We start from the raw sequence: 21,029 nt of genomic DNA on the forward strand, positions 1-21,029 counted from the left end.
AGTAGAAGTCATTCAATTTCGCTGGCACGTTGCTTCGTAACGGACCGGTCACAGAATTTCTTGACGACCATAGAGCATTGGAACCACCTGATCCCATCCCGAACTCAGCAGTGAAACGATGCATCGCCGATGGTAGTGTGGGGTTTCCCCATGTGAGAGTAGGTCATCGTCAAGATTGAATTCCAAAACCCCTGTTTGCTAACGCAAACAGGGGTTTTGTCTTTTACGGGTCTGTAAAAATGGCGGGATGAAGTGCCGCCCAAGTCACGGGCTACGCAAACCGTTTCAACACATTGTTCATTGCATCATCGGCAAACCCCTGTACGAAGGCCTGGAACCCCGGTAGAGCCTCGGCGCCGCCCTGCTCCGGCTCGGCGATGATGGTCCAGGTCGCCCGGGACTGTTCTCCCTCCAGCGTTTCAACCGTCATCGCCGCCCACAGTCTGGCCACGCCCAAGGTGTTGTAGATCGTGGTCCAGGTCATGTAGTGCTCCTGGTCATCCCGCGAGTTGAGCTGTTCGACGACCAGGTTGCCATCCTTGAAGAACTTCTTGCGCAGGCAAGAAATGCCTTCGCCGGTCATCTCAATGTGCGATATCGCCGGGATGAATTGATCGAAGCCGGCAAAGTTACCGACCAGCGCCCACACCGATTCGGCGTGCGCCGGGATCTCCACCGACGACACGACGCGGCAGCCTTGAGGGTTCTGGATCAGAGTATCGGGTTGCAGGGTTTTCATGGTTTCGCTCCACTTGGATGAATCAGATGAAATTGATTTCTTTGAGGTAGTCGCAGCCACGGCGCAGCAGCGCTGGGGATTTTTCCGGGTAATGAGCGCCCATCAGCCGCACACCGGCCTGGGCGTTGTCGTGGCCGATCATGGAGATGTCGCCGATATCCTCTTCGAAGCCGTTCAGGTAGAAGCCGAGCACGCCGAACAACGCGTTATCGCTGTCGACCCGGCCCAATTGCTGCTGCCAGTCGGCGACGCTGACCATGGAGAATTCCCGGCCGGCTTCGCGAAACGACGCGACGTAATCGTCCCAACTCAGCGGTTCGGGGTTGTGCAGGTTGAACACCGCTTTTTCCGCGCAATAGCGGCTGGCATGAAAGGCGATGAAACGGGCGAGAAAATCCACGGGCATCAGGTCGAAATTTAAGGCGAACTCCGGCACCTGACCTAGCTGGATCGAGCCCTTGAGCATCAGCATCAAGCGATTTTTATGCGGTTGGCAAACGCCGGTGAGGCTGTTGAAGCTGATATTGCCGGGGCGATAGACATTGACCAGAACGCCGCGCTCGCGTGCGCGCTCGAGGATTCGTTCGCCGACCCATTTCGACAGGTTGTAACCGTTCTTGATGTAAATCGGCGGGGTTTGCGCGGCAGGCATTTCGAGTACCCGGCCATCGGCGGAAAGGCTGCTGGAGGCCGACAGTGTCGAAACAAAATTGAAGATCTTTTTACTGCGCCCTTCGCACAGGCGCAGGCACTCGAAGATCGGCTCGACGTTATCCCGCGCCAGGGAGCTGTAATCCAACACGTGATTGACGTTCGCCGCGTTGTGCACCAGGGCACCGAACTCGCGATCCAGCCGCTCGTAAACGCGCGGCTCAAGTCCCAGAGAGGGCCGTGTGATGTCTGCCGGGTAGACCCGCACCCGACTCAGGTCAAGGTGCTCCAGGCGGTTTTCCCGCAAGGCCTGAGTGAAACGCTCCGATGCCGACTGTCCGCCGCCTTCGCGCACCAGACAAGCCACTTCACTTGCGCCCCAGGCCAGCAGGGCTTGGACGATGTGCACGCCGACAAAACTGTTGGCACCGGTCACGATCACCTTGTGCACATCGCCCATGCGGCTGTCTGGCAACGGCTGCACTGACAGATCGCGAAAGGCGTCGCCAAGCGCCTGTTCGCTCAATACCTCTTCGGTGCCGGAGCCGCGCACCAGCGTTGCCAGTTTTGCGATGGTCGGCAGTTCGATGAAGCGGTTGATCGAAATGCTGCGGCCGAAGGTTTCCCGCAGCCTCAACAGCATGCGTGACAGGAGGATCGAGTGGCCGCCCAGATTGAAGAAGCTTTCGTCGGTGGAAATGTCACGGGCGGGAAGCTCCAGCAACTCGGCCCAGATCTCCAGCAGCACGGCTTCATCCGCGCTGGCCGGCAAGCGCAGCGACGGGTTATCGCTGAGACTGACCGGTATTTCCAGCAGCGCCTTGCGGTCAACCTTGCCGTTGCTGGCGAACGGCATGCTGGTCAGCTCGGTCCAGGCGCAGGGCTGCATGTAGTCCGGCAGTCGCTGGCTGGCATGGTTTTTCAACGCGTTGCGGGCAGCCCCGGGCCCGGTTTCCTGAGGCTGGGCGAGGAACGCCAGGATCCGTCGCTGATTGTCGATGACCACCGCGACCTGGCGGTACAGTTGGCTGTCGCGCAGGCAGCGTTCGATCTCTTCGGGCTCGACCCGGAAGCCGCGAATTTTCACCTGATTGTCCCGGCGCCCGCACAACTCGATGCCGGCGTCCGTCCACTTCGCCATGTCACCAGTGCGATAGGCGCGCAGGGTCTGTCCGCCCGGCAGGTCCAGTTGCAGATAGCGTTCGGCGGTCTGCTGCGTATTGTTGAGGTATCCCAGGCATACGCCCGGCCCGACGATGTACAGCTCGCCAACGGTCTGTTCGGCCACCGGTTGCAGGTCCTCGTCGAGAATCAGCACCTGGCTATTGGCGATCGGCGCACCGAGCGAGCGATTGCTGTCGCCAGCGCGCAGTCGTCGGGCGGTGATCAGCACCGTGGCTTCGGTCGGACCGTAGAGGTTGTAGAGGTTGCCCTGCCGGGTGAGCTGTTCGATGACCCAGGGCTCGCAGACATCACCACCGGTCATCACGTGTGCCAGGCACTGCAGTTGCTCCAGGGGCAGAATGCTTAACAGGGCCGGAGGCAAAAAACCATGGCTGAGCTGTTGATGACGGATCAGCTCCACCAGTTGCAGAGGGTCACGCCGCTGGTCGTCACTGGGCACGACCAGCCTGGCGCCTTGCAGCAGGGTCGGGAAGATGTCGATCAGCGAAGAGTCGAAACTCAGCGATGAGAACTGCAACGCGCAGCTGTGTTCGGTCAGTTGCACATAGTCGGCGTACCACGCCGTGAAGTGCGCCAGATTCGCCTGACTGAGCGACACGCCCTTGGGCTGGCCGGTAGTGCCCGAGGTGTAGAGCGCCATGCACGGCGCCTCGAGAGCGGGGCGGCGACGCATCAGCGGCTGGTCGAGGTCCACGTGTTCGAGGTCGAGCGCGCAGATGTCCAGGTCGGGCATCCGGTCTGCGAGCGGGTGCTGACCGTCATGCAACAACAGCACGGCGCCGGCGTCCGACAGAATGTACTGCTGACGCTGCACGGGATGGCTCGGCTCCAACGGCAGGTACACCGCGCCGCAGCCGAGAATCGCCAGGATCCCCGCGTACAATGCGCTGCATTTGGACAGGCAGATGCCGACCACCCAGGGCTGGTCGTGCGCCTCGAGCAACGGCTGCAGTCGCTGGGCAATGGCGCGGCTGCGCGCATGCAATTCGCCATAGCTCAGGGATGTGCCGGCGATGCAGAGTGCCGGTCTGCTGGCGGACTGGATGAACCGCTGCTCCAGACGCTCGATCATCGGGATCTGCGCGAGTTGCTGCAAGCGCTCGTCAGCGGTTGCGTTGAGCCGATGGACGTAGGCGAGGCGCTCCAGAAACAACAGGCTTTGCACGTGCTCGAAATGCACCGGGTCCGCCGGTTCGGTGCGCAAAAAATAGTCCGCATCCCGGGAGAAGCGACTGACCAGCAATGCGACATGGTCCACTATTTGCGCCACGGCTCGCCGGCGCAGCGCCTGGCCGTTGCCGGAGGGCTCGTCGGCCACCGGCAGGCGCGTCAGCTGCGTCGAGCCCAGCAGGCACAGCAGGTCCAGTGACGGCAGCCCACTGGCGCCTGCCACACCGAGCCCAAGGCTCAGTGTCAGTCGCGGCGCGTGGCCCGGCAGTTCAAGCGCCAGGCTGGCGTCGTCGATCAGCAGATCGAAATTGCCTGACGGTAGCGGGCCGGGGTCCTTCAGACATGTCAGTGAATGGCCGTGTTGTTCGAGCTCCAGCGCTACCTCGGTCAACGCCAGGCTGCGGCCAATGAGCAAAATGTCGAGACGTCTCATGATGTGCTCCTCGTTAAACCAGGTAGTCGCTCAAGGCGGCTTGAACGCACGGCGCATCGAGCAATGAACTGTTGTGGAAAAAGCGCACGATGTTGGCGACCAGCGGGTGATGGCGGTTGATCGGGAAGGCGAGGCCGGAGACTTCGCGCTTGAGTCCCTGCCGCGCGGTATCGCTGATCCGCAAGGCGTCGATCAGGCGAAAGTCGAAGGATTTCTGGATGTCGTTGGTCAGGTAATGGCCGATGAACACCGGCAGGATCCGTGCGATGCATTGCCGGTCTTCCTCACTCGCGGTGTGCCAGTAAATGCGCACCAAGCGGGCCCAGAAGCCGGAGTGTCGGCCCTCGTCGAGCAAGTGATCGGCCATCAGTCCCTTGATCGATTGCTTGACGCTGTCGTCCTTGGCGAACGCTGCGACATCACCGGTCACGGTGTTCTCGGCGATGGCCACGCAGATCAGTTCCACGGCCGCGCGCAGAGGCTCCGGCGCCAGCGCGATCGCCGCCGGAATCGCCCGGCTCAGCTCGATCTCATTGGGCAGTTCGATGGGAGGGATGCCCGTCAAGGCGATGGTCTGCTGCATGAAGTCCATCGCCACCAAAGCGTGGTAATCCTCGTCGACCACCACGGTCATGGCGTCGTAGCGACAGGCAAACGGGAACGGAACGGCAAAGCGATTCTTGGCGATGCTGCGGGCGGTTCTGTCGACGATCTCGGTTTCGAAAATCACCACATCGTTGATGAACTTGTAGAGCGTCTGCACCAGTGCGAAATCCCGTTGCTCCGGGCATTCGCGCACAAAGGTCTCACTGAGCACCAATGGCTGACGGCTGAGCGGGTAGATCAGTTTGTCGTCGTTCTCCAGCATGCGACGCGGGCGGGTACGGATGGTTGCGCGGCTTTCCCAGGCATCGGCGAAGGATTGATAGTCGGCGGCGTTCACGCGTTCACCTCCGCCATCGGTTCGCCCATGCTCAGGCGCAGGCCGTCCCACAGGGCGATGCGGCTTTCCACGGCGGCAAGGGCGCTGGCATACACGTCTTCTTCCCGTTGCGGGTCGCCATCGACCAGCCGTGCCAGGAGTTTTTCCGCTGCCGGGCCGTGGTCTTCGGAGTCGACCTCGATATGCCGCTCCAGGTAATAGCGAAAGGTTGGCGCCTGGTCGATGCCGATGCCCCAGTCGTCGAGAATGCGCTGGAACATCTGCGGGATGACGCTCTCGCGACCGTGCAGGAATGCCGCCGCTACGCTGTGGCCTGGCGCGTGCAGGGCTGTGTGCAACGTGTGGCGCACGAATTGTGCTGCAGCCGGGTCGATGTCCACGCTTCGTAACGCCACGTCGTAGCTCACGCCCTCCTGTTGCAGTGCCACGAAACGCTCGATGGCGGAGGTGCTGGCGCCCACTTCACGCATGGCGTCGAGGTACAACTCGAAATGACTGTAATGGCCTTGGGCGGGCCGATCATCGGACTCTTCGCCGAGCACTATCTCGTTGATCAGCCTCGCAGCGTGTGGATCCTTCGGTGGCAGCCAGGGCAACTGAACGCAGGTCAGTTCCTGTTGCAGGCGTTTGGTCAGAGACATGAAGTCCCATACGGCAAATACATGGGACTCCATGAAACGTTGAAGTACCGAAAGAGAATGTATTTCAGAGAAGATAGGGTGCGAACTCAACTCTGTCTTTTTCTGAGCAAGACGTTCTTTAATCGATTTCATGGCGAGCCTATTCGTCAATGTTTTGAATGAAGTGGAATCACTAAGTAACAGTTGCTACAAGTTTTTGGCTGGCGAACGAGTACAGCAAACGCCTTACGGAGTCAGTGGCGTGCAGGGCACTGACTGGGCGCATTGCAACCAATACTGATGGGTGGCGGAGAAAAAACTAATACACGGATTAGTGTCGGGCAAGTAGTTTCTTATTATTTTTAAGTTTAACTTTTCGACGCGCGAAAAGTTACATTAAAACTTGGTGGGTAAGTTTTATTTGGGCGTAGTTGCTCCTTCCGGCTTATATAAGTCGAAATGGAAATAAAGAGTGAATGCCTCACTCGAGCAACTTTCTAAGGACGATATTTGGTCAGGTTTTTGAGGGGGGAAGATGGCCGGGATGCCAAGGCTTCCTTTTCCCGTGGCAAGACTCCTTCCGTAGGTTCTTGATGGGGGGGACGGCGCCGCTCACGCGTCGCTTCGCCCCATTTGTATTTGGTTGGCAGTCCAGAGTGAGCGTAAATCAAGGCAGCCGCTATCGCCGACGTGTCCTACCGTCAGCGCAGGGATTGAACTCAAGGGAAAATAAGGGCGAGTGCCATCGCAACAGGCACCTGCGGGCAGGCAATACCTGCTCGAACAGTCTGTCGTACGATTTGTTTCTAGGCTTTTCTACTTTGCGCCGTTGGGTTTTCGAGGTAGCGGGTGATGACATCGACGCCGCGATTGAGGTGGTGTTCGAGCAACTTGACCGTGCGCTCGATATCTCGGTCATGCGCCGCATGCAGCAACGCCCGGTGATCGTCCTGGGACAGTTTGCCCAGGCCCATGGCCTCCAGGTTGAAACGCAGGAAGCGTTCTTCTTCGTTCAGGCCTTCTTCGATCAGTTTCAATAATCGATGATTGGGCGCCTTGCTGTAGAGCGTCATGTGAAACAGGCGGTTGAGCCGGCCGATCTCGGTGTAGTTGTGCTCTGTTTCCAGCTCGTCGATATAGTGGGCCGCCTGCTCGAAGTCCTCGGTAGTCAGCAGCGGAATCGACAGGCGCAGGGCTTCGGACTCCAGCAGGATACGCAGCGCATAGGTTTCGGCTGCATCCCCCTGAACCAGTGGCGCGACAACCGCGCCTTTGTGGGCGATGACATTGAGCAGCCCTTGGGCTTCCAGCTGGCGCAGCGCTTCTCGCACCGGCATGCGGCTGACGCCGAACAGATCAGCCAGATCCTGCTGGCGAAGTGCGGTGCCACACGGGATACGGCCGTCGAGGATGGCAGCGCGCAAGGTTTTCTCGATGACGGAACGGGCCACGTAGGCGGGAATCGGCCCGTTGACCCTGATGCTGTTGAGAGGGTTGGGTTTTTGTGTCACTACAACGCACCCTGATGACTGAGAAATTGGATCCAAACTGACACTAGTGACTGCCCCGCAGGTTGTCAAACGTGCAAGTTAAACAACGTATACAAGAAGCTTAGCGCGCTCTTGGCGATCTCATCGTGCCATTGTCTTTTAACCGGCTAACCTTCACCATCAATCGATTCCACCTGCCTACATGGATGCCTCGCATTGGCGGTATGTTTCGCGACCCCCCGGACATTACGCTGGCTATGCGGCGCGTTGCTGCTGGCCGGTTTCCTGTCGGGTGGCTTGCATGCCGACTGGGACTTTTCCCTGATCAGCCGCAAGGCGCAGGCATTGTACGGACCTTTGGGCGCAGGTCAGCAACGAATTGACGCCTGGCAGCACCTGTTGGCCACCCAGAAGCAGGTCAGCGAGCAGGATAAGCTCAAGGTGGTCAACCTGTTCTTCAACCGGCAGATGCGTTACGAAGAGGACATCGACCTGTGGCACACGGTCGATTACTGGGAAACGCCGATCGAAGCCCTGTGGAAGGGCGCCGGGGATTGCGAAGACTATGCCATCGCAAAATATTTCAGCCTGCGCCACCTCGGCGTTCCCAGCGACAAGCTGCGCATCACCTACGTCAAGGCCTTGACCCTGAACCGCGCGCACATGGTGTTGACGTATTACGCCAGCCCCGATGCCGTGCCGCTGGTGCTCGACAGCCTGATCGACGCCATCAAACCCGCCAGCCAACGAACGGACCTGCTGCCCGTCTACGCTTTCAATGCCGAGGGGGTGTGGTTGCCGGGTGCCAAGGGCAATACGAGAGTCAGCGACACCAAACGCTTGTCCCGCTGGCAGGATGTTCTGAAGAAAATGCAAGCCGAAGGTTTTCCGGTCGAGATGACTAATTAGGAGCACGCGCTCAGATGTCTTTGTTCAAACAGCTGTTGATCGCAATCTGTCTGTTCCTGGTGGTCGCCTTTACCGGCAGCTTCATGGTCAGCCTGGAAAGTTCACGCACCCAGTACGTCAACCAGTTGCGCTCCCATGCACAGGACGCGGCGACGGCGCTGGCGCTGTCGTTGACCCCGAACATCGACGATCCGGCGATGGTCGAGTTGTTGGTCAGCTCGATTTTCGACAGCGGCTATTACGCGAGCATCCGCGTTGTCGACCTGTCGAATGACCAGACGCTGGTGGAGCGCAGCGGCAGCCCGGCGGTGAGCAATGTGCCGGACTGGTTCGTGAAGCTGATCGGCCTCGAACCGGCAGGCGGCGACGCGATCGTCAGTCGTGGCTGGGAGCAGGCGGCGCGGGTCGAGGTGGTCAGCCATCCGATGTTCGCCATCGCCAAGCTGTGGCAAAGCGCGCTGGGCAGCCTCGGCTGGCTGCTGCTCTGCGGCGCGGTCAGTGCGGCGCTGGGCGCCTTGCTGCTGCGCCGGCAACTGAAGCCGCTGGACTACATGGTCCAGCAATCCCACGCCATTGCCCGTCGGGAATTCCTCAGCCTGCCCGACCTGCCGCGCACCCCCGAATTGCGCCGTGTGGTCCAGGCCATGAACCAGATGGTCGAGAAGCTCAAGGCGTTGTTTCAGGAGCAGGCCGAGCGCAGCGAGAAATTGCGCGACGAGTCCTATCAGGATGCGTTGACCGGGTTGGCCAACCGGCGCTATTTCGAGATGCAACTGAATGCCCGGGTGAGCAACCCGGAGCTGGCGAGTTCGGGTTACCTGCTGCTGTTGCGGGTCAAGGATCTGGCCGGGCTGAACCAGCGCCTGGGTGGTCAGCACACCGACGAGTTGCTCAAGGCTGTCGGCCAGCAACTCTTGCGCGAGTGTGCCAGGTACCCGGAGACGCTGAATATGGTGACGCGGGTCCGTGGGGGGGAATTTGCCGTGCTGGCGCCAGGGCTGGTGCACGCCGAAGCGCTGCAACTGGCACAACACCTGGACCTGGCCCTGACCAGCCTGCATGCGACGGGTGCCACCGACGTGGCGGCGGTGGCCTACATCGGTCTGGCGCCGTTCAAGTTTGGCGACTCACCGCAAGCGGTGCTTGGCCTGGCCGATCAGGCACTCGCCCAGGCCGAAGGCCAGGGCGATTCGCGGTGGGTCTGCCTGGATCACAGCGCGCCCTCCACCCTTGGCGATGACCATCATGCCTGGCACCGCTTGCTCGATCAGGCGCTGAACCAGCGCCGGTTCGAGCTGTATTTCCAACCGGTGGTCGCCAGCCAGGACACCGCGCTGGTGCTGCATTACAAGGTGCTGTCGCGACTGATCGACGAACAGGGCCAGGCCATTCCTGCGGGCCGCTTCTTGCCGTGGCTCGAGCGTTTCGGCTGGGCCGCGCGCCTGGATCGCCTGATGCTGGAGCAGGTGATCGAGCAAATGCCGGCCCATCAGGCCTCCCTGGCGTTGAACCTGTCTTCGGCGACGCTGACCCATCCCCAGGCGTTGGGCAAGGTCCTGGATATTCTGCGCGCACACTCCAACCTTGGCTCACGGCTGGTCCTGGAAATCGGCGAGGAACAACTGCCTGAGCAGGCGAAGCTGGAAGACCTGATGCGCCGCCTGCGCGAGATCGGTTTCTCGCTGGGGCTGCAACACTTTGGCGGCCGTTTCAGCATGATCGGTAACCTGGCGCGGCTGGGCCTGGCGTACCTGAAGATCGATGGCGTGTATATCCGCGCAATTGATCGGGAGAGCGACAAGCGTCTGTTCATCGAGGCGATACAGCGGGCGGCGCACAGCATCGACCTGCCGCTGATTGCCGAGCGGGTCGAGACCGAAGGGGAACTGGCGGTGATTCGCGAGATGGATATCTTTGGCGTGCAGGGGCAGTTGGTGGGTGAGCCCAGGCCCTGGCAATAACGCGTTAAATCAAGCCGACCTCATCGTCGTCATCCACCAGGTGACTCAACCCACCCAGCGCTTCCCGCGCCTGGGAGCGGTCCATGAGCTTGGCCTGGGCGGCGGCCGGCAGGTCGGTGACGCGGATCACGCCTTTATCGGTCAGGACCTGAATCAGGTCGTCGAGTACCCGGATCATGTCCAGGTCACTCTGTTTCAACTGCTTGAGCTGTTTGATCTGCTGCAATTGTTTGTGGCTGGTGGCCATGACTTCGCTGGCGAACCATTCCTGCAGGTCAGGGTGATCGGCCGGCAGGGTTTCAGTGGACCCGGCATACGCCTCGGCCTCCACGCGCGTCAATTGGCCGTCTGTATTGCGTTGCACGTAGAACATCGAGCGTCCCTCAAATGTTGAGCAGCGTCATCCTGTCAGCAGCATAGGCGAAATAAGCCATATGGTTATTCGCTAACGGTATTTAAATTCACGTTCTTATACCTATAAAGTCAACCTCCTGCGTACCTGCCGACCAATCGGCGCGCCGCACGACACGAACCAACACGGGACATCCGTGAGTTTCTGATCGACGTGCGCGCCCTGAGCGTGCCGTGCGTGGGAGTGATTTTATGTCTGTCGTCTCTGCAACCCGAAACATCGCACCGCAAACCTTCGAGATCCGCCCATTCGACGGCGTCGTCGGTGCCGAAATCATCGGCCTCGACCTGTCCCGGCCGATCAATGACCAGGATTTCGCCCGTCTCCATCGCGCGCACCTGGATCATCATGTCGTGGTGTTCCGCGACCAGCGCATCACTCCCGAACAACAGATCGACTTCAGCCGCCGTTTTGGCGTGTTGCAGATCCATGTGCTCAAGCAATTCCTGCTGACCGGGCACCCGGAAATCCTGATCGTCTCCAACATCATCGAAAACGGCCAATCCATCGGCCTTGGCGACGCCGGCAAGTTCTGGCATTCCGACCTTTCCTACAAGGAACTGCCCAGCCTGGGCTCGATGCTGCATGCCCAGGAGCTGCCGTCCGAAGGCGGCGATACCCTGTTCGCCGACATGCACAAAGCCTGGGACGACCTGCCTGAAGCGCTGCGCAAGGCCGTCGAAGGGCGTTCGGCGGCGCATTCCTACACGGCACGCTACAGCGAGACCAAGTTCGAAGGCAATTGGCGCCCGACCCTGACGCCGGAACAACTGGCCCAGGTGGCCGAAGTCATTCATCCGGTCGTACGCACACACCCGGAAAACGGCCGCAAGGCGCTGTTTGTCAGCGAGGGGTTTACCACGCGGATCGTCGGTCTGCCGGACGACGAGAGCAAGCAATTGCTCGATGAACTCTATGCCCACAGCGTGTTGCCGCAAAACATCTACCGCCATCAATGGCAGCCCCACGACCTGGTGTTCTGGGACAACCGCTCGTTGATCCACCTGGCCACCGGATGCCCGAGCCACCTGCGCCGCAAGCTGTATCGCACCACCATCCAGGGCGATGCGCCTTACTGATTTCTTGGAGTACGACCATGTCCAAACGTCTTCCATTCGCGCCGCTGGCTGCGGCTATCGGCCTGGGTTTGAGCCTGATCGCTGGCAGCCTGGTGGCGCCGCCCGTGGCCCACGCTGAAGGTGAAATCCGCATCGCCGAGCAGTTCGGCATCGTTTATCTGCTGCTCAACGTGGTGCGCGATCAGAACCTGATCGAGAAGTACGGCAAGCAGGAAGGCATCGACATCAAGGTCGACTGGACACAGCTCTCCGGCGGGGCGGCGGTCAACGATGCGTTGCTCTCGGGGTCGATCGACATCGCCGGCGCCGGTGTCGGGCCGCTCCTGACCATCTGGGATCGCACCCACGGCAAGCAGAACGTCAAGGCTGTCGCTTCACTTGGCAACTTCCCTTACTACCTGGTGAGCAACAATCCCAAGGTCAAGACCATCGCCGATTTCACCGAGAAGGACCGCATCGCCGTGCCGGCGGTGGGCGTGTCGGTGCAGTCGCGCTTCCTGCAATACGCGGCGGCCAAACAATGGGGCGACAAGGAATTCAATCGCCTGGACAAATACACCCTCGCCGTACCCCATCCCGATGCCACGGCAGCGCTGATTGCCGGCGGCACCGAGTTGACCGGGCATTTCTCCAATCCGCCCTTCCAGGACCAGGCACTGGCCAACCCGGATGTGCACGTGGTGCTGAACACCTATGACCTGCTCGGCCCGAACTCGCCGACGGTGCTGTTCGCCACGGAGAAATTCCGCAACGAGAACCCGAAAACCTACAAGGCGTTCGTCGAGGCACTGACCGAAGCCGCGCAATTTGCCCAGAACGACAAAGGCGCTGCCGCCGACACGTACATCCGCGTGACCAAGGCGAAAATTGACCGCGCCGCGCTGCTGAAAATCATCGACAACCCGCAGTTCGAGTTCAGTGTCACGCCGAAAAATACCTACCCGCTCGCCGAATTCCTCTACCGCGTCGGCGCGATCAAAAACAAACCGGACTCGTGGAAGGATTACTTCTTCCAGGACGCCAAGCCGCTACAAGGGAGCTGATCGACATGAACGCCCCATTGCCAGGCCACACGGTCAGCAAACCGAACGCCACCGCCCAGGCACTGTTGTCGGTGGATAACGTCAGCCTCGAATACCGCACGCCCCAGCGGGTGGTTCGGGCGACCCATCAGGTCAGTTTCGAGATCGATCCGGCGGACCGCTTTGTCCTGCTGGGTCCCTCCGGCTGCGGCAAGTCGACCTTGCTCAAGGCCGCCGCCGGATTCATCCAGCCCGTCGAGGGCGAGATCCGCCTGCAAGGCCAGCGGGTCGAGGCCCCGGGGCCGGACCGGATCGTGGTGTTCCAGGAGTTCGACCAACTGCCCCCCTGGAAGACCGTCAAGCAGAACGTGATGTTCCCGTTGCTGGCGTCGAAAACCCTCAAGCGAAAAGAAGCCGAAGAGCGGGCGCTGCACTACCTGGAAAAGGTCGGGCTGGCGGCGTTTGCCGATGCCTATCCCCACACCCTTTCGGGCGGCATGAAGGCGCGCGTGGCCATCGCCCGGGCGTTGGCGATGCAACCGAAAATCCTGCTCATGGACGAGCCTTTCGCCGCCCTCGATGCGCTGACCCGGCGCAAGATGCAGGAAGAATTGCTGCTGCTCTGGGAAGAAGTGCGCTTCACGTTGCTGTTTGTCACGCACTCCATCGAAGAGGCGCTGGTGGTGGGCAATCGCATTCTGCTGCTGTCGCCGCATCCGGGGCGGGTACGGGCGGAGGTCCACAGCCATCAATACGATTTGCACAGCCTGGGCGGCGTGGCGTTTCAGGAATCGGCGCGACGGATTCATCGCTTGTTGTTCGATGAGGGCCAGTCACCGGAAACCGAGCGTGAGCTGGATTTCGCCGATATCCGCATCGCTTATTGAGCCAGTTGAGAGGAGGGCACGATGAGCCATTTATCATCCCCGCGTGAAGAATTCGAAACCGTCCTGCCGGCGCTGACCGATGTGTCGCTGGAGCGTGAACTGCCGCTTGGCCAGCGCCTGTGGCAACAGGGCTGGATCCGCAAGGGCCTGATCCTGATTGTGCTCGCGCTGGTGTGGGAAGCCATCGCCCGTTATCAGAACAATGACCTGCTGTTGCCCAGCTTCGTGCAGACCGCTCAGGCGCTGTATGCCGGGTTGGTCAGTGGCGAGTTGCTGGGCAAGGTGTGGATTTCCCTGGTGGTGCTGGTCAAGGGTTACCTGATCGGGATTGCCCTGGCGTTCGCCCTGACTACGCTGGCGGTGTCGACCCAATTGGGCCGCGATCTGCTGAGCACGCTGACGTCGATGTTCAACCCGTTGCCGGCGATTGCCCTGTTGCCGCTGGCGCTGCTGTGGTTCGGGCTGGGGCAGAACAGCCTGATTTTCGTGCTGGTGCATTCGGTGCTGTGGGCGTTGGCGTTGAACACCTACGCCGGCTTTCTCGGGGTCTCGGAAACCTTGCGCATGGCCGGGCGCAACTACGGCCTCAAGGGCATGCGCTTTGTGCTGTTCATCCTGATTCCGGCGGCTTTGCCGTCGATCCTTGCCGGGCTGAAGATCGGCTGGGCGTTTGCCTGGCGCACCTTGATTGCAGCCGAACTGGTGTTCGGCGCCACCAGCGGCAAGGGTGGGTTGGGCTGGTACATTTTTCAGAATCGCAACGAGTTGTACACCGACAAGGTGTTCGCCGGGCTGGCGGTGGTGATTCTGATCGGGTTGCTGGTGGAAAACCTGGTGTTCGACACCCTGGAGCGGGTGACGGTCAAGCGCTGGGGGATGCAGCGTTAGCACAGCTGACAGGCAGAAAGTCATCGACCGATTTCAGGCTTCGGCGCTTGACCACGGCTTCATAGAATCCGGCAAATTCTATTGGTTGCTCGAAGTTGCGCTGCATCCTGTTGCAGGTTATCCAAGGCCGCTAATGCAGCTTGAAGTTGGGCTTGCTGAGCAGCATGTTGCGCAGCCATTTGGGCCTGGTGCATCTCGAGGGCACGCTGCTCAGCCGTGGGTACACGGGGCCTTGAGTTAGCAAAGTGATTTTCCCGAGGTGAACTCATGCTGTTAACTGTATAGCTTCTCCGATCGTGGGATGCGGCAAAAGTGTCAGCATTCCACAGCGGTACCGCTTCTGTGTATGAAGGCGGTAGTTGGTGGGGCGCTGCGGCGGATCCATGTCTACCACTGATAGCCTCTGACGCCTGAGGGGCTGAAGGTGAGGAGCGGTGAGTCAAGGCGTCACGTGCTGCCCCTGCTGCATACCCAGGATGATGCTTCGGGGTCGTGATGCCCATGTCCAGCCCCATTGATCCTGGGTGTCGTCTCGCGCCAGGCGCTCCTCCCACAATCGTGCCCAAGGTGCCGAACGCTTTCAGAATGTTTTCCTTTTCAGGGCGCATAGGCCCTACCACAGACTCCACAGTTGCCGTAGCTGTTATCGCCTTGCCCCGGTTTGCGCCGGTCATGCTGCTTCCGCCGAAGAGAAAATCCACAGTGCGGGAAACAGTTTTACGCAGCCCGTGAGGTAACCAAGGGAAAAGTGGAGCATGCCCCGTCGGATCCGAACGATTCACCGGATCCCCCACACAATACATATACGGATTCAGCCCCCCTCGCCGAAACGGACTCCAGCTATCCGGGCTGTGAAACCGCATCAACCGCGGGTTGTAGGCGCGGTATCCGTTGCCCAACAGGTACCAACCGATGTGCGTTTCAAACACTTGGCCGTTGAAGCCCAGTTTACCCGTGGACCCCGGCCGCGCCGATCGCTCGCCGTAGGCGGAATAAGCGATCACCTCGGTGTTGCCGTTCACGGTTTCGCCAATGATGGAGCCGCTGCGGTCCGTGGCCAGCAGCAACACCTGCCGCCCGATATGTGCGGATTGATCGACATCTGTTGGTTTAGACATCGGCACCTCCCCGGTAGCGTGCTGGCTTCCTTCCCCCAATTTCTACGCGCCCTCGAAAGAGATTGGAACTAGCAGAACTGATAGTTGCATGAGGCGGCGGGTAGGGCCCGATCAACCACTTGGAAACTTTGCTAGCATTGCGCCTGAAGCAATCTCCCTCCATCACGAGTGCTCATCATGCAACTGCCCGACATGAACCTTCTGGTCGCCCTCGACGCCCTGCTCGACGAGGGCAGCGTGGTGGGCGCCGCGCGGCGGATGCACCTCAGCCCGGCGGCGATGAGCCGGACGCTGACGCGTATTCGCGAGGCCATTGGCGATCCGATTCTGGTGCGGGCCGGGCGTGGACTGGTGCCGACGCCCAAGGCCCTGGAGTTGCGCGAACAGGTGCGTGAACTGGTCGAACAAGCCGCACAGCTGTTTCACTCGGCGCGGGTACTGGAGCTGGGAAGTCTGCGGCGACGTTTCAGCATTCGGGCCAACGACTTCTTCGTCGGCGTCTACGGCGGCAAGCTGTTCGACACTCTGGAGCGCCAGGCACCGCATTGCGAGCTGCGCTTCGTTCCCGAAGGCGATAGCGATGATGAGGCATTGCGCGAGGGGCGCATCGACCTTAGCGTCAGCAACAACCGCCCGCTGATGCCGGAAGTGAAGGTGCAAAATCTGTTCACCACGCAATTCGTCGGGCTGGTGCGCGAAGACCACCCGCTGCTGGACGAAGAGATCACGGCCGAGCGGTTTTCCGGTTTTTCCCACGTCAGTGTGTCTCGGCGGGGCATCGCTCGTGGGCCGATCGATACCGCGCTCAATGCCTTGGGGCTGGAACGCCGGGTGGCGGTGATTGCGCCGAGTTTCCATGCGGCGATGTTTGCCCTGCCGGACTCCGACCTGATTTTGCCGGTGCCCAGGGAAACGCTGTCGAGCGTACGCCGTCTCGGCCTGAAACTGCGTTCTTTCACCTTGCCGCTGCCGCTGCCCACCCTGGTGCTGACACAAGCCTGGCATCCGCGATTCGACAATGATCCGGTGCACCGCTGGCTGCGCGAAACGGTGAAAGCCTGCTGCGACGAAACCTGGCAGGCTGCCCAGCCCTGAGAGGGAGTATGGCCATTAATACCTATGGATGGTGTTGCGCCTGACCCGCCGATGTTAGTTTTTTTCCTCACCGTTTGCCCGCGACCGCCTGCCCGGCAGCGTGCGTAACGTCATTCCATGATTGCGCCTGACGCACTTATAAATTGCCAATAAGTCAGTTTTCGTCAGCGATTGGCGTTCGTAAACTGCCCGCCTATTTTTCCGGAGTTTGAACCGATGACCTCCCTGACGGCCTCGGGGTCCCTGGCCGCGCCTATGCCTGCGCCAGCCGCCGTGGCCACGCCATTTGGCCCTCGGATCATCATTGGCCTGGTGGGCGTGCTGCTGGCGGTGCTGGTGTCAGGCCTCAACGAGACGGTGACCAAGGTCGCCCTCGCCGACATACGCGGCGCCCTGGCCATCGGCTACGACGAAGGCACCTGGCTGGTCGCCAGTTACACCGCGACCTCGGTGGCTGCGATGGCGTTTGCGCCCTGGTGTGCGGTGACGTTTTCGCTGCGGCGTTTCACCCTCTGGGCCATCGGCCTCTTCACGCTGCTCGGCGTGCTCAGCCCCTTCGCCCCGAACTACGAATGCCTGCTGCTGATGCGCATCCTGCAAGGCCTGGCAGGCGGCGCGCTGCCGCCGATGCTGATGACCGTGGCGCTGCGTTTCCTGCCGGCCAACGTCAAGCTGTATGGCCTGGCCGGTTATGCCCTGACGGCGACGTTCGGCCCCGGGCTCGGGACGCCGCTGGCCGGCCTGTGGACCGAGCATGTCGGGTGGCAATGGACGTTCTGGCAGATCGTCGCGCCCTGCCTGATCGCCATGGTCGCGGTGGCCTACGGCTTGCCCCAGGATCCGGTGCGCCTGGAGCGCTTCAAGCAGTTCAACTGGCGCGGCGTGCTGCTGGGGTTTCCGGCGATCTGCATGCTGGTGATCGGCGTTTTGCAGGGCAATCGGCTGGACTGGTTCGAATCGAGCCTGATCAGCGCTCTGCTCGGCGGCGGGTTGCTGTTGCTGGTGCTGTTCCTGATCAATGAGTGGTCGCAACCAATTCCGTTTTTCAAGATACAGATGCTCGGCATCCGCAACCTGTCGTTCGCCTTGCTGACGCTGGCCGGGGTGCTGGTGATCCTGACGTCGGTGATCATTCTGCCGTCCAGCTACCTGGCGCAGGTCCAGGGTTATCGCCCGGTGCAGACCGCGCCGATCATGTTGATCGCAGCATTGCCGCAGTTGGTGGCGCTGCCGCTGGTGGCGGCGCTGTGCAACCTGCGTTGGGTGGATTGTCGCTGGGTGCTGGGGATCGGCCTGAGCATGCTGGCGCTGTCGTGTCTGGGCGGTTCGCAGCTGACGTCGGTGTGGATTCGCGACGATTTCTATGGGTTGCAACTGCTGCAGATTTTCGGGCAACCGATGGCGGTGCTGCCGCTCTTGATGCTCTCCACCGGCAGCATCACGCCGATGCAGGGACCGTTCGCCTCGGCCTGGTTCAACACCGTAAAGGGCCTGGCGTCGGTGATCGCCACCGGGGTGATCGAGGTGCTGACCACCTCGCGACTGCACTTTCATTCGACCATGTTGGTGGACCGCCTCGGCAATTCGCCGCTGGCCGACGGCGACAGCGCGGGCCTTGCCCATCGGCTGCACGAGCAGGCCGTGGTGCTGACCGCCTCGGACCTCTACCTGTGCATGGCCGGTGTCGCCGTGGTGCTGATCCTGCTGATTTTCTGGCTGCCGACGCGGATGTATCCACCGCGCGCGCCGACTTGAATGCTCTCTTGAAACTGAAGGTTTTTATGACGACTCAATCGAAGCAAAAAGTGGCCATCGCGGTCGCCGCCGCGGTGGCGGTTGGCGTACTGATCTACTGGCTGGCTCCGGGGCTGTTTGGCAAACGCACCCAGCAGACCACCAACGATGCCTTTGTCTCTGCCGATTACACCCTGGTGGTGCCGCGCGTCGCCGGGTTCATCAAGGAGGTGTACGTCGAGGACAACCAGCAGGTCAAAGCCGGGCAATTACTGGCACTGATCGATGACCGGGACCTGCGTGCCGCCGCCCAGGCGGCCGACGCCGAAACACTGGTGGCGCGGGCGCAGTTGCAGAACACCCGGGCGACCCTGGAGCGGCAGGTGTCGGTGATCGCCCAGGCTCAAGCTTCGGTGGTCGCGGCCAAGGCGGAAATGGCGTTCGCCGAGCACGAATTGAAACGCTACGACCACCTGGCCGGCGTCGGCGCGGGCACGGTGCAGAATGCTCAGCAAGCCCGGACGCGAATCGAACAGGCCACCGCCAGGCTGGCGAATGCGACCGCCGTGCTGGCGGCGGAACGCAAGCAAGTGGAGATTCTTACAGCCCAGCGCGATGCGGCGGACGGCGGCCTGAAGCGCGCGCAAGCGGCGCTGGAAATCGCCAGCTTCGAGCTGTCCTACACCCGCATCGTCGCGCCGCAGGACGGCATGGTCGGCGAGCGGGCGGTGCGCGTCGGCGCGTACGTCACGCCGGGCAGCAAGCTGCTGGCGGTGGTGCCGCTGGCCCAGGCGTATGTGGTCGCCAACTTTCAGGAAACCCAACTGACCGACGTGCAACCGGGGCAGGACGTGCAGGTGCGCGTGGACAGCCTGGGCGGTGAAGCGCTGACCGGGCGTGTCGAGAGCATCGCACCGGCCACAGGGGTGACCTTCGCCTCGATCAAGCCGGACAACGCCACCGGCAACTTCACCAAGGTGGTGCAGCGCATTCCGGTGAAGATCGTGCTCGAGCCGGGTCAACCCCTGGCGGATCGGCTGCGGGTGGGCATGTCGGTGGAGGCCAGTATCGATACGGCCGACAGCGGCAAGCGTGAGGTGGCGCAGCAATGAAGATTTCTGTTGCCGGCGCTGACGCCATCGCGAGCAGGCTCGCTCCCACAAAGAGCGGGGCTCAGCGATGGCGTCAGCCCCCACTCGCCTTGAGTGCCTTGCTCGTCATGAGCCTGTCCGCCTGCACCGTCGGCCCGGACTTCCAGAAGCCGCACCCGCAACAGATCGCCGAGTGGTCAAAACCGCCAAGCACCGCCGAGAGCCAGGCCGTCGCCCAGACCATGGACGAACGCTGGTGGGAGGTGTTCCGGGACGCGAAACTGTCAGCCCTGATGCAGCGCGCTTTGACCGACAATCTCGACCTCAAACGTGCCAGCAGCCGCTTGCAGCAAAGCCGTGCGGTGCGCCAGGTGGTCACGGCCGAGCGCTACCCCAACACCGCCGCCACGGCCGGTTACGGCCGCAAACGCAACAGCGGCGAAGGCCTGAGCGACCCGTCAGGGAAACAGGGCAACTCGGCCTTCAACCTGTGGGACGCAGGCTTCTCGGCCTCTTGGGAACTGGACTTCTGGGGCCGCGTGCGCCGGGAAACCGAAGCCGCCGACGCGACGCTGGAGATCGCCGAAAACGACCAGCGCGGCGTGCTGCTGTCGGTGCAAGCCGAAACGGCTCAGGACTACATTCAGCTGCGTGGCGTGCAAAGCACCCGGGCCGTCACCGAGCAGAACCTCGACGTTGCGCGCCACAGCCTGAAGCTGTCACGGTTGCGCCTGGCGGAGGGTGTTGCCACCGACCTGGACGTCGCTGAAGCCGCCGCGCAGGTGGCGGCCATCGAGTCGCGCCTGCCGGCGCTGGAGCAGCGCCAGGCGCAATTGATCAACGCCCTGAGCCTGTTGATGGGCGAGCCGCCGCAGGCACTGCAGGCGGAGTTGTCGGCTGATGCGCCGATCCCGCAGACCCCGCGCCAGGTCGCCATCGGCTTGCCGTCGCAATTGGCCGAGCGCCGGCCGGACATTCGCCAGGCCGAAGCTCGACTGCATGCCACCACGGCGAACATCGGCGTGGCCAAGGGCGATTTCTATCCGCGCATTACCCTGTCGGGCAATATCGGCTCACAAGCGATGCAACTGAGCGATTTCGGCTCCTGGGGATCGCGGGCCTTCAGCATCGGCCCGCAACTGAGCTTGCCGTTGTTCGACGGCGGCCGCCTGCGCGGCGTTCTCGATCTGCGCGAGGCCCAGCAGCAGGAAGCCGCGATTGCCTACCAGCAAACCGTGCTGCAGGCCTGGCATGAAATCGACGATCAACTGACGGCGTACAACGCCAGCCAATTGCGCCGCGACAGCCTCGCCGAAGCGGTGCGCCAGAACCAGATCGCCCTGCAAACCGCGAAACAGCAGTACGTGGAAGGGGTGGTGGATTTCGTCAACGTCCTCACCGTGCAGGCCGATTTGCTCGCGACCCAGCAGCAATGGGTCGAGAGTTCGACCGGGGTGTCGCTGGCGATGATCGGGCTGTACAAGGCGCTGGGCGGTGGATGGGAGTCGGTGTACCCGTTGGCGGCGCAACGCTGAGTGCAATTGATCGCCGGGTAACGCCATCGCTGTGAATCGTTTTGCCAGCAGCTGCGTAAAGTGTAAT

17 protein-coding genes and 1 rRNA gene are annotated in these 21,029 nt (G+C 61.5%); 11 read left to right on the plus strand and 7 right to left on the minus strand.

The features are described from left to right. The first annotated feature begins 59 nt into the window (after positions 1 to 59). Positions 60 to 175, plus strand: a 5S ribosomal RNA gene (gene rrf / locus ACM6IM_RS18255). Positions 176 to 271: 96 nt separating this feature from the next. On the opposite strand, the gene ACM6IM_RS18260 is transcribed toward rrf, so the two are convergent. From ACM6IM_RS18260 to ACM6IM_RS18280, 5 genes are all read right to left on the minus strand, one after another. Further along, complete coding sequence (locus ACM6IM_RS18260) at positions 272 to 739, minus strand: SRPBCC family protein (RefSeq protein WP_414865926.1); 468 nt, start codon at positions 737 to 739, stop codon at positions 272 to 274. A 22-nt stretch (positions 740 to 761) separates the two neighbouring features. Then, positions 762 to 4,178, minus strand: a complete 3,417-nt coding sequence (locus tag ACM6IM_RS18265) for an amino acid adenylation domain-containing protein (protein WP_414865927.1) — start codon at positions 4,176 to 4,178, stop codon at positions 762 to 764. A 13-nt stretch (positions 4,179 to 4,191) separates the two neighbouring features. Then, positions 4,192 to 5,121 (minus strand): diiron oxygenase, encoded by a 930-nt coding sequence (locus tag ACM6IM_RS18270; protein WP_414865928.1) that lies wholly within the window; start codon positions 5,119 to 5,121, stop codon positions 4,192 to 4,194. Further along, positions 5,118 to 5,894, minus strand: a complete 777-nt coding sequence (locus tag ACM6IM_RS18275) for a DUF3050 domain-containing protein (RefSeq protein ID WP_414865929.1) — start codon at positions 5,892 to 5,894, stop codon at positions 5,118 to 5,120. Before ACM6IM_RS18275 ends, ACM6IM_RS18270 begins: the two co-directional genes overlap by 4 nt. A 653-nt stretch (positions 5,895 to 6,547) precedes the next feature. Next, positions 6,548 to 7,252 (minus strand): GntR family transcriptional regulator, encoded by a 705-nt coding sequence (locus ACM6IM_RS18280; protein ID WP_414865930.1) that lies wholly within the window; start codon positions 7,250 to 7,252, stop codon positions 6,548 to 6,550. A 195-nt stretch (positions 7,253 to 7,447) separates the two neighbouring features. Here ACM6IM_RS18280 and lapG point away from each other — a divergent pair, with 195 nt between their 5' ends. After that, complete coding sequence (gene lapG / locus ACM6IM_RS18285) at positions 7,448 to 8,140, plus strand: cysteine protease LapG (protein WP_414865931.1); 693 nt, start codon at positions 7,448 to 7,450, stop codon at positions 8,138 to 8,140. Positions 8,141 to 8,154: 14 nt separating this feature from the next. Continuing rightward, on the plus strand, positions 8,155 to 10,101 hold the full coding sequence (gene lapD / locus ACM6IM_RS18290; RefSeq protein ID WP_192307386.1) for a cyclic di-GMP receptor LapD: 1,947 nt from the start codon (positions 8,155 to 8,157) through the stop codon (positions 10,099 to 10,101). A 4-nt stretch (positions 10,102 to 10,105) separates the two neighbouring features. Here lapD and ACM6IM_RS18295 read toward each other — a convergent pair whose 3' ends face one another. Next, complete coding sequence (locus tag ACM6IM_RS18295; protein WP_192307387.1) at positions 10,106 to 10,474, minus strand: tryptophan synthase subunit beta; 369 nt, start codon at positions 10,472 to 10,474, stop codon at positions 10,106 to 10,108. 230 nt (positions 10,475 to 10,704) lie between these two features. Between ACM6IM_RS18295 and ACM6IM_RS18300 the strand changes: the two genes are divergently transcribed. Genes ACM6IM_RS18300 through ACM6IM_RS18315 form a run of 4 tightly spaced genes read left to right on the plus strand, consistent with a single transcriptional unit; the run spans position 10,705 to position 14,389 of the window. After that, on the plus strand, positions 10,705 to 11,592 hold the full coding sequence (locus ACM6IM_RS18300) for a TauD/TfdA dioxygenase family protein (RefSeq protein ID WP_414865932.1): 888 nt from the start codon (positions 10,705 to 10,707) through the stop codon (positions 11,590 to 11,592). A 17-nt stretch (positions 11,593 to 11,609) separates the two neighbouring features. Beyond that, positions 11,610 to 12,635 (plus strand): ABC transporter substrate-binding protein, encoded by a 1,026-nt coding sequence (locus ACM6IM_RS18305; RefSeq protein WP_192307389.1) that lies wholly within the window; start codon positions 11,610 to 11,612, stop codon positions 12,633 to 12,635. 5 nt (positions 12,636 to 12,640) lie between these two features. Beyond that, the gene (locus tag ACM6IM_RS18310; RefSeq protein WP_414865933.1) at positions 12,641 to 13,501 is read left to right on the plus strand and encodes an ABC transporter ATP-binding protein; all 861 of its coding nucleotides are present in this window, start codon (positions 12,641 to 12,643) and stop codon (positions 13,499 to 13,501) included. 21 nt (positions 13,502 to 13,522) lie between these two features. Further along, positions 13,523 to 14,389: an ABC transporter permease gene (locus tag ACM6IM_RS18315; protein ID WP_414865934.1), complete on the plus strand. Its 867-nt coding sequence runs from the start codon at positions 13,523 to 13,525 to the stop codon at positions 14,387 to 14,389. Between the two features lie 59 nt (positions 14,390 to 14,448). Here ACM6IM_RS18315 and ACM6IM_RS18320 read toward each other — a convergent pair whose 3' ends face one another. Next, complete coding sequence (locus ACM6IM_RS18320) at positions 14,449 to 15,507, minus strand: RHS repeat-associated core domain-containing protein (RefSeq protein WP_414865935.1); 1,059 nt, start codon at positions 15,505 to 15,507, stop codon at positions 14,449 to 14,451. Positions 15,508 to 15,684: 177 nt separating this feature from the next. Here ACM6IM_RS18320 and ACM6IM_RS18325 point away from each other — a divergent pair, with 177 nt between their 5' ends. The 4 genes from ACM6IM_RS18325 (at position 15,685) to ACM6IM_RS18340 (ending at position 20,962) form a co-directional block, all read left to right on the plus strand. Continuing rightward, positions 15,685 to 16,602: a LysR family transcriptional regulator gene (locus ACM6IM_RS18325; protein ID WP_201196495.1), complete on the plus strand. Its 918-nt coding sequence runs from the start codon at positions 15,685 to 15,687 to the stop codon at positions 16,600 to 16,602. A gap of 216 nt (positions 16,603 to 16,818) precedes the next feature. Continuing rightward, the gene (locus ACM6IM_RS18330; protein ID WP_414865936.1) at positions 16,819 to 18,357 is read left to right on the plus strand and encodes an MFS transporter; all 1,539 of its coding nucleotides are present in this window, start codon (positions 16,819 to 16,821) and stop codon (positions 18,355 to 18,357) included. 26 nt (positions 18,358 to 18,383) lie between these two features. Then, on the plus strand, positions 18,384 to 19,448 hold the full coding sequence (locus tag ACM6IM_RS18335; RefSeq protein WP_201196491.1) for an HlyD family secretion protein: 1,065 nt from the start codon (positions 18,384 to 18,386) through the stop codon (positions 19,446 to 19,448). Next, the gene (locus tag ACM6IM_RS18340; RefSeq protein ID WP_414865937.1) at positions 19,445 to 20,962 is read left to right on the plus strand and encodes an efflux transporter outer membrane subunit; all 1,518 of its coding nucleotides are present in this window, start codon (positions 19,445 to 19,447) and stop codon (positions 20,960 to 20,962) included. The genes ACM6IM_RS18335 and ACM6IM_RS18340 overlap by 4 nt, the downstream gene beginning before the upstream one ends. Positions 20,963 to 21,029 lie beyond the last annotated feature (67 nt).

Source organism: Pseudomonas sp. IT-P12 (assembly GCF_949767465.1).
In the GTDB taxonomy this organism is placed as follows: domain Bacteria; phylum Pseudomonadota; class Gammaproteobacteria; order Pseudomonadales; family Pseudomonadaceae; genus Aquipseudomonas.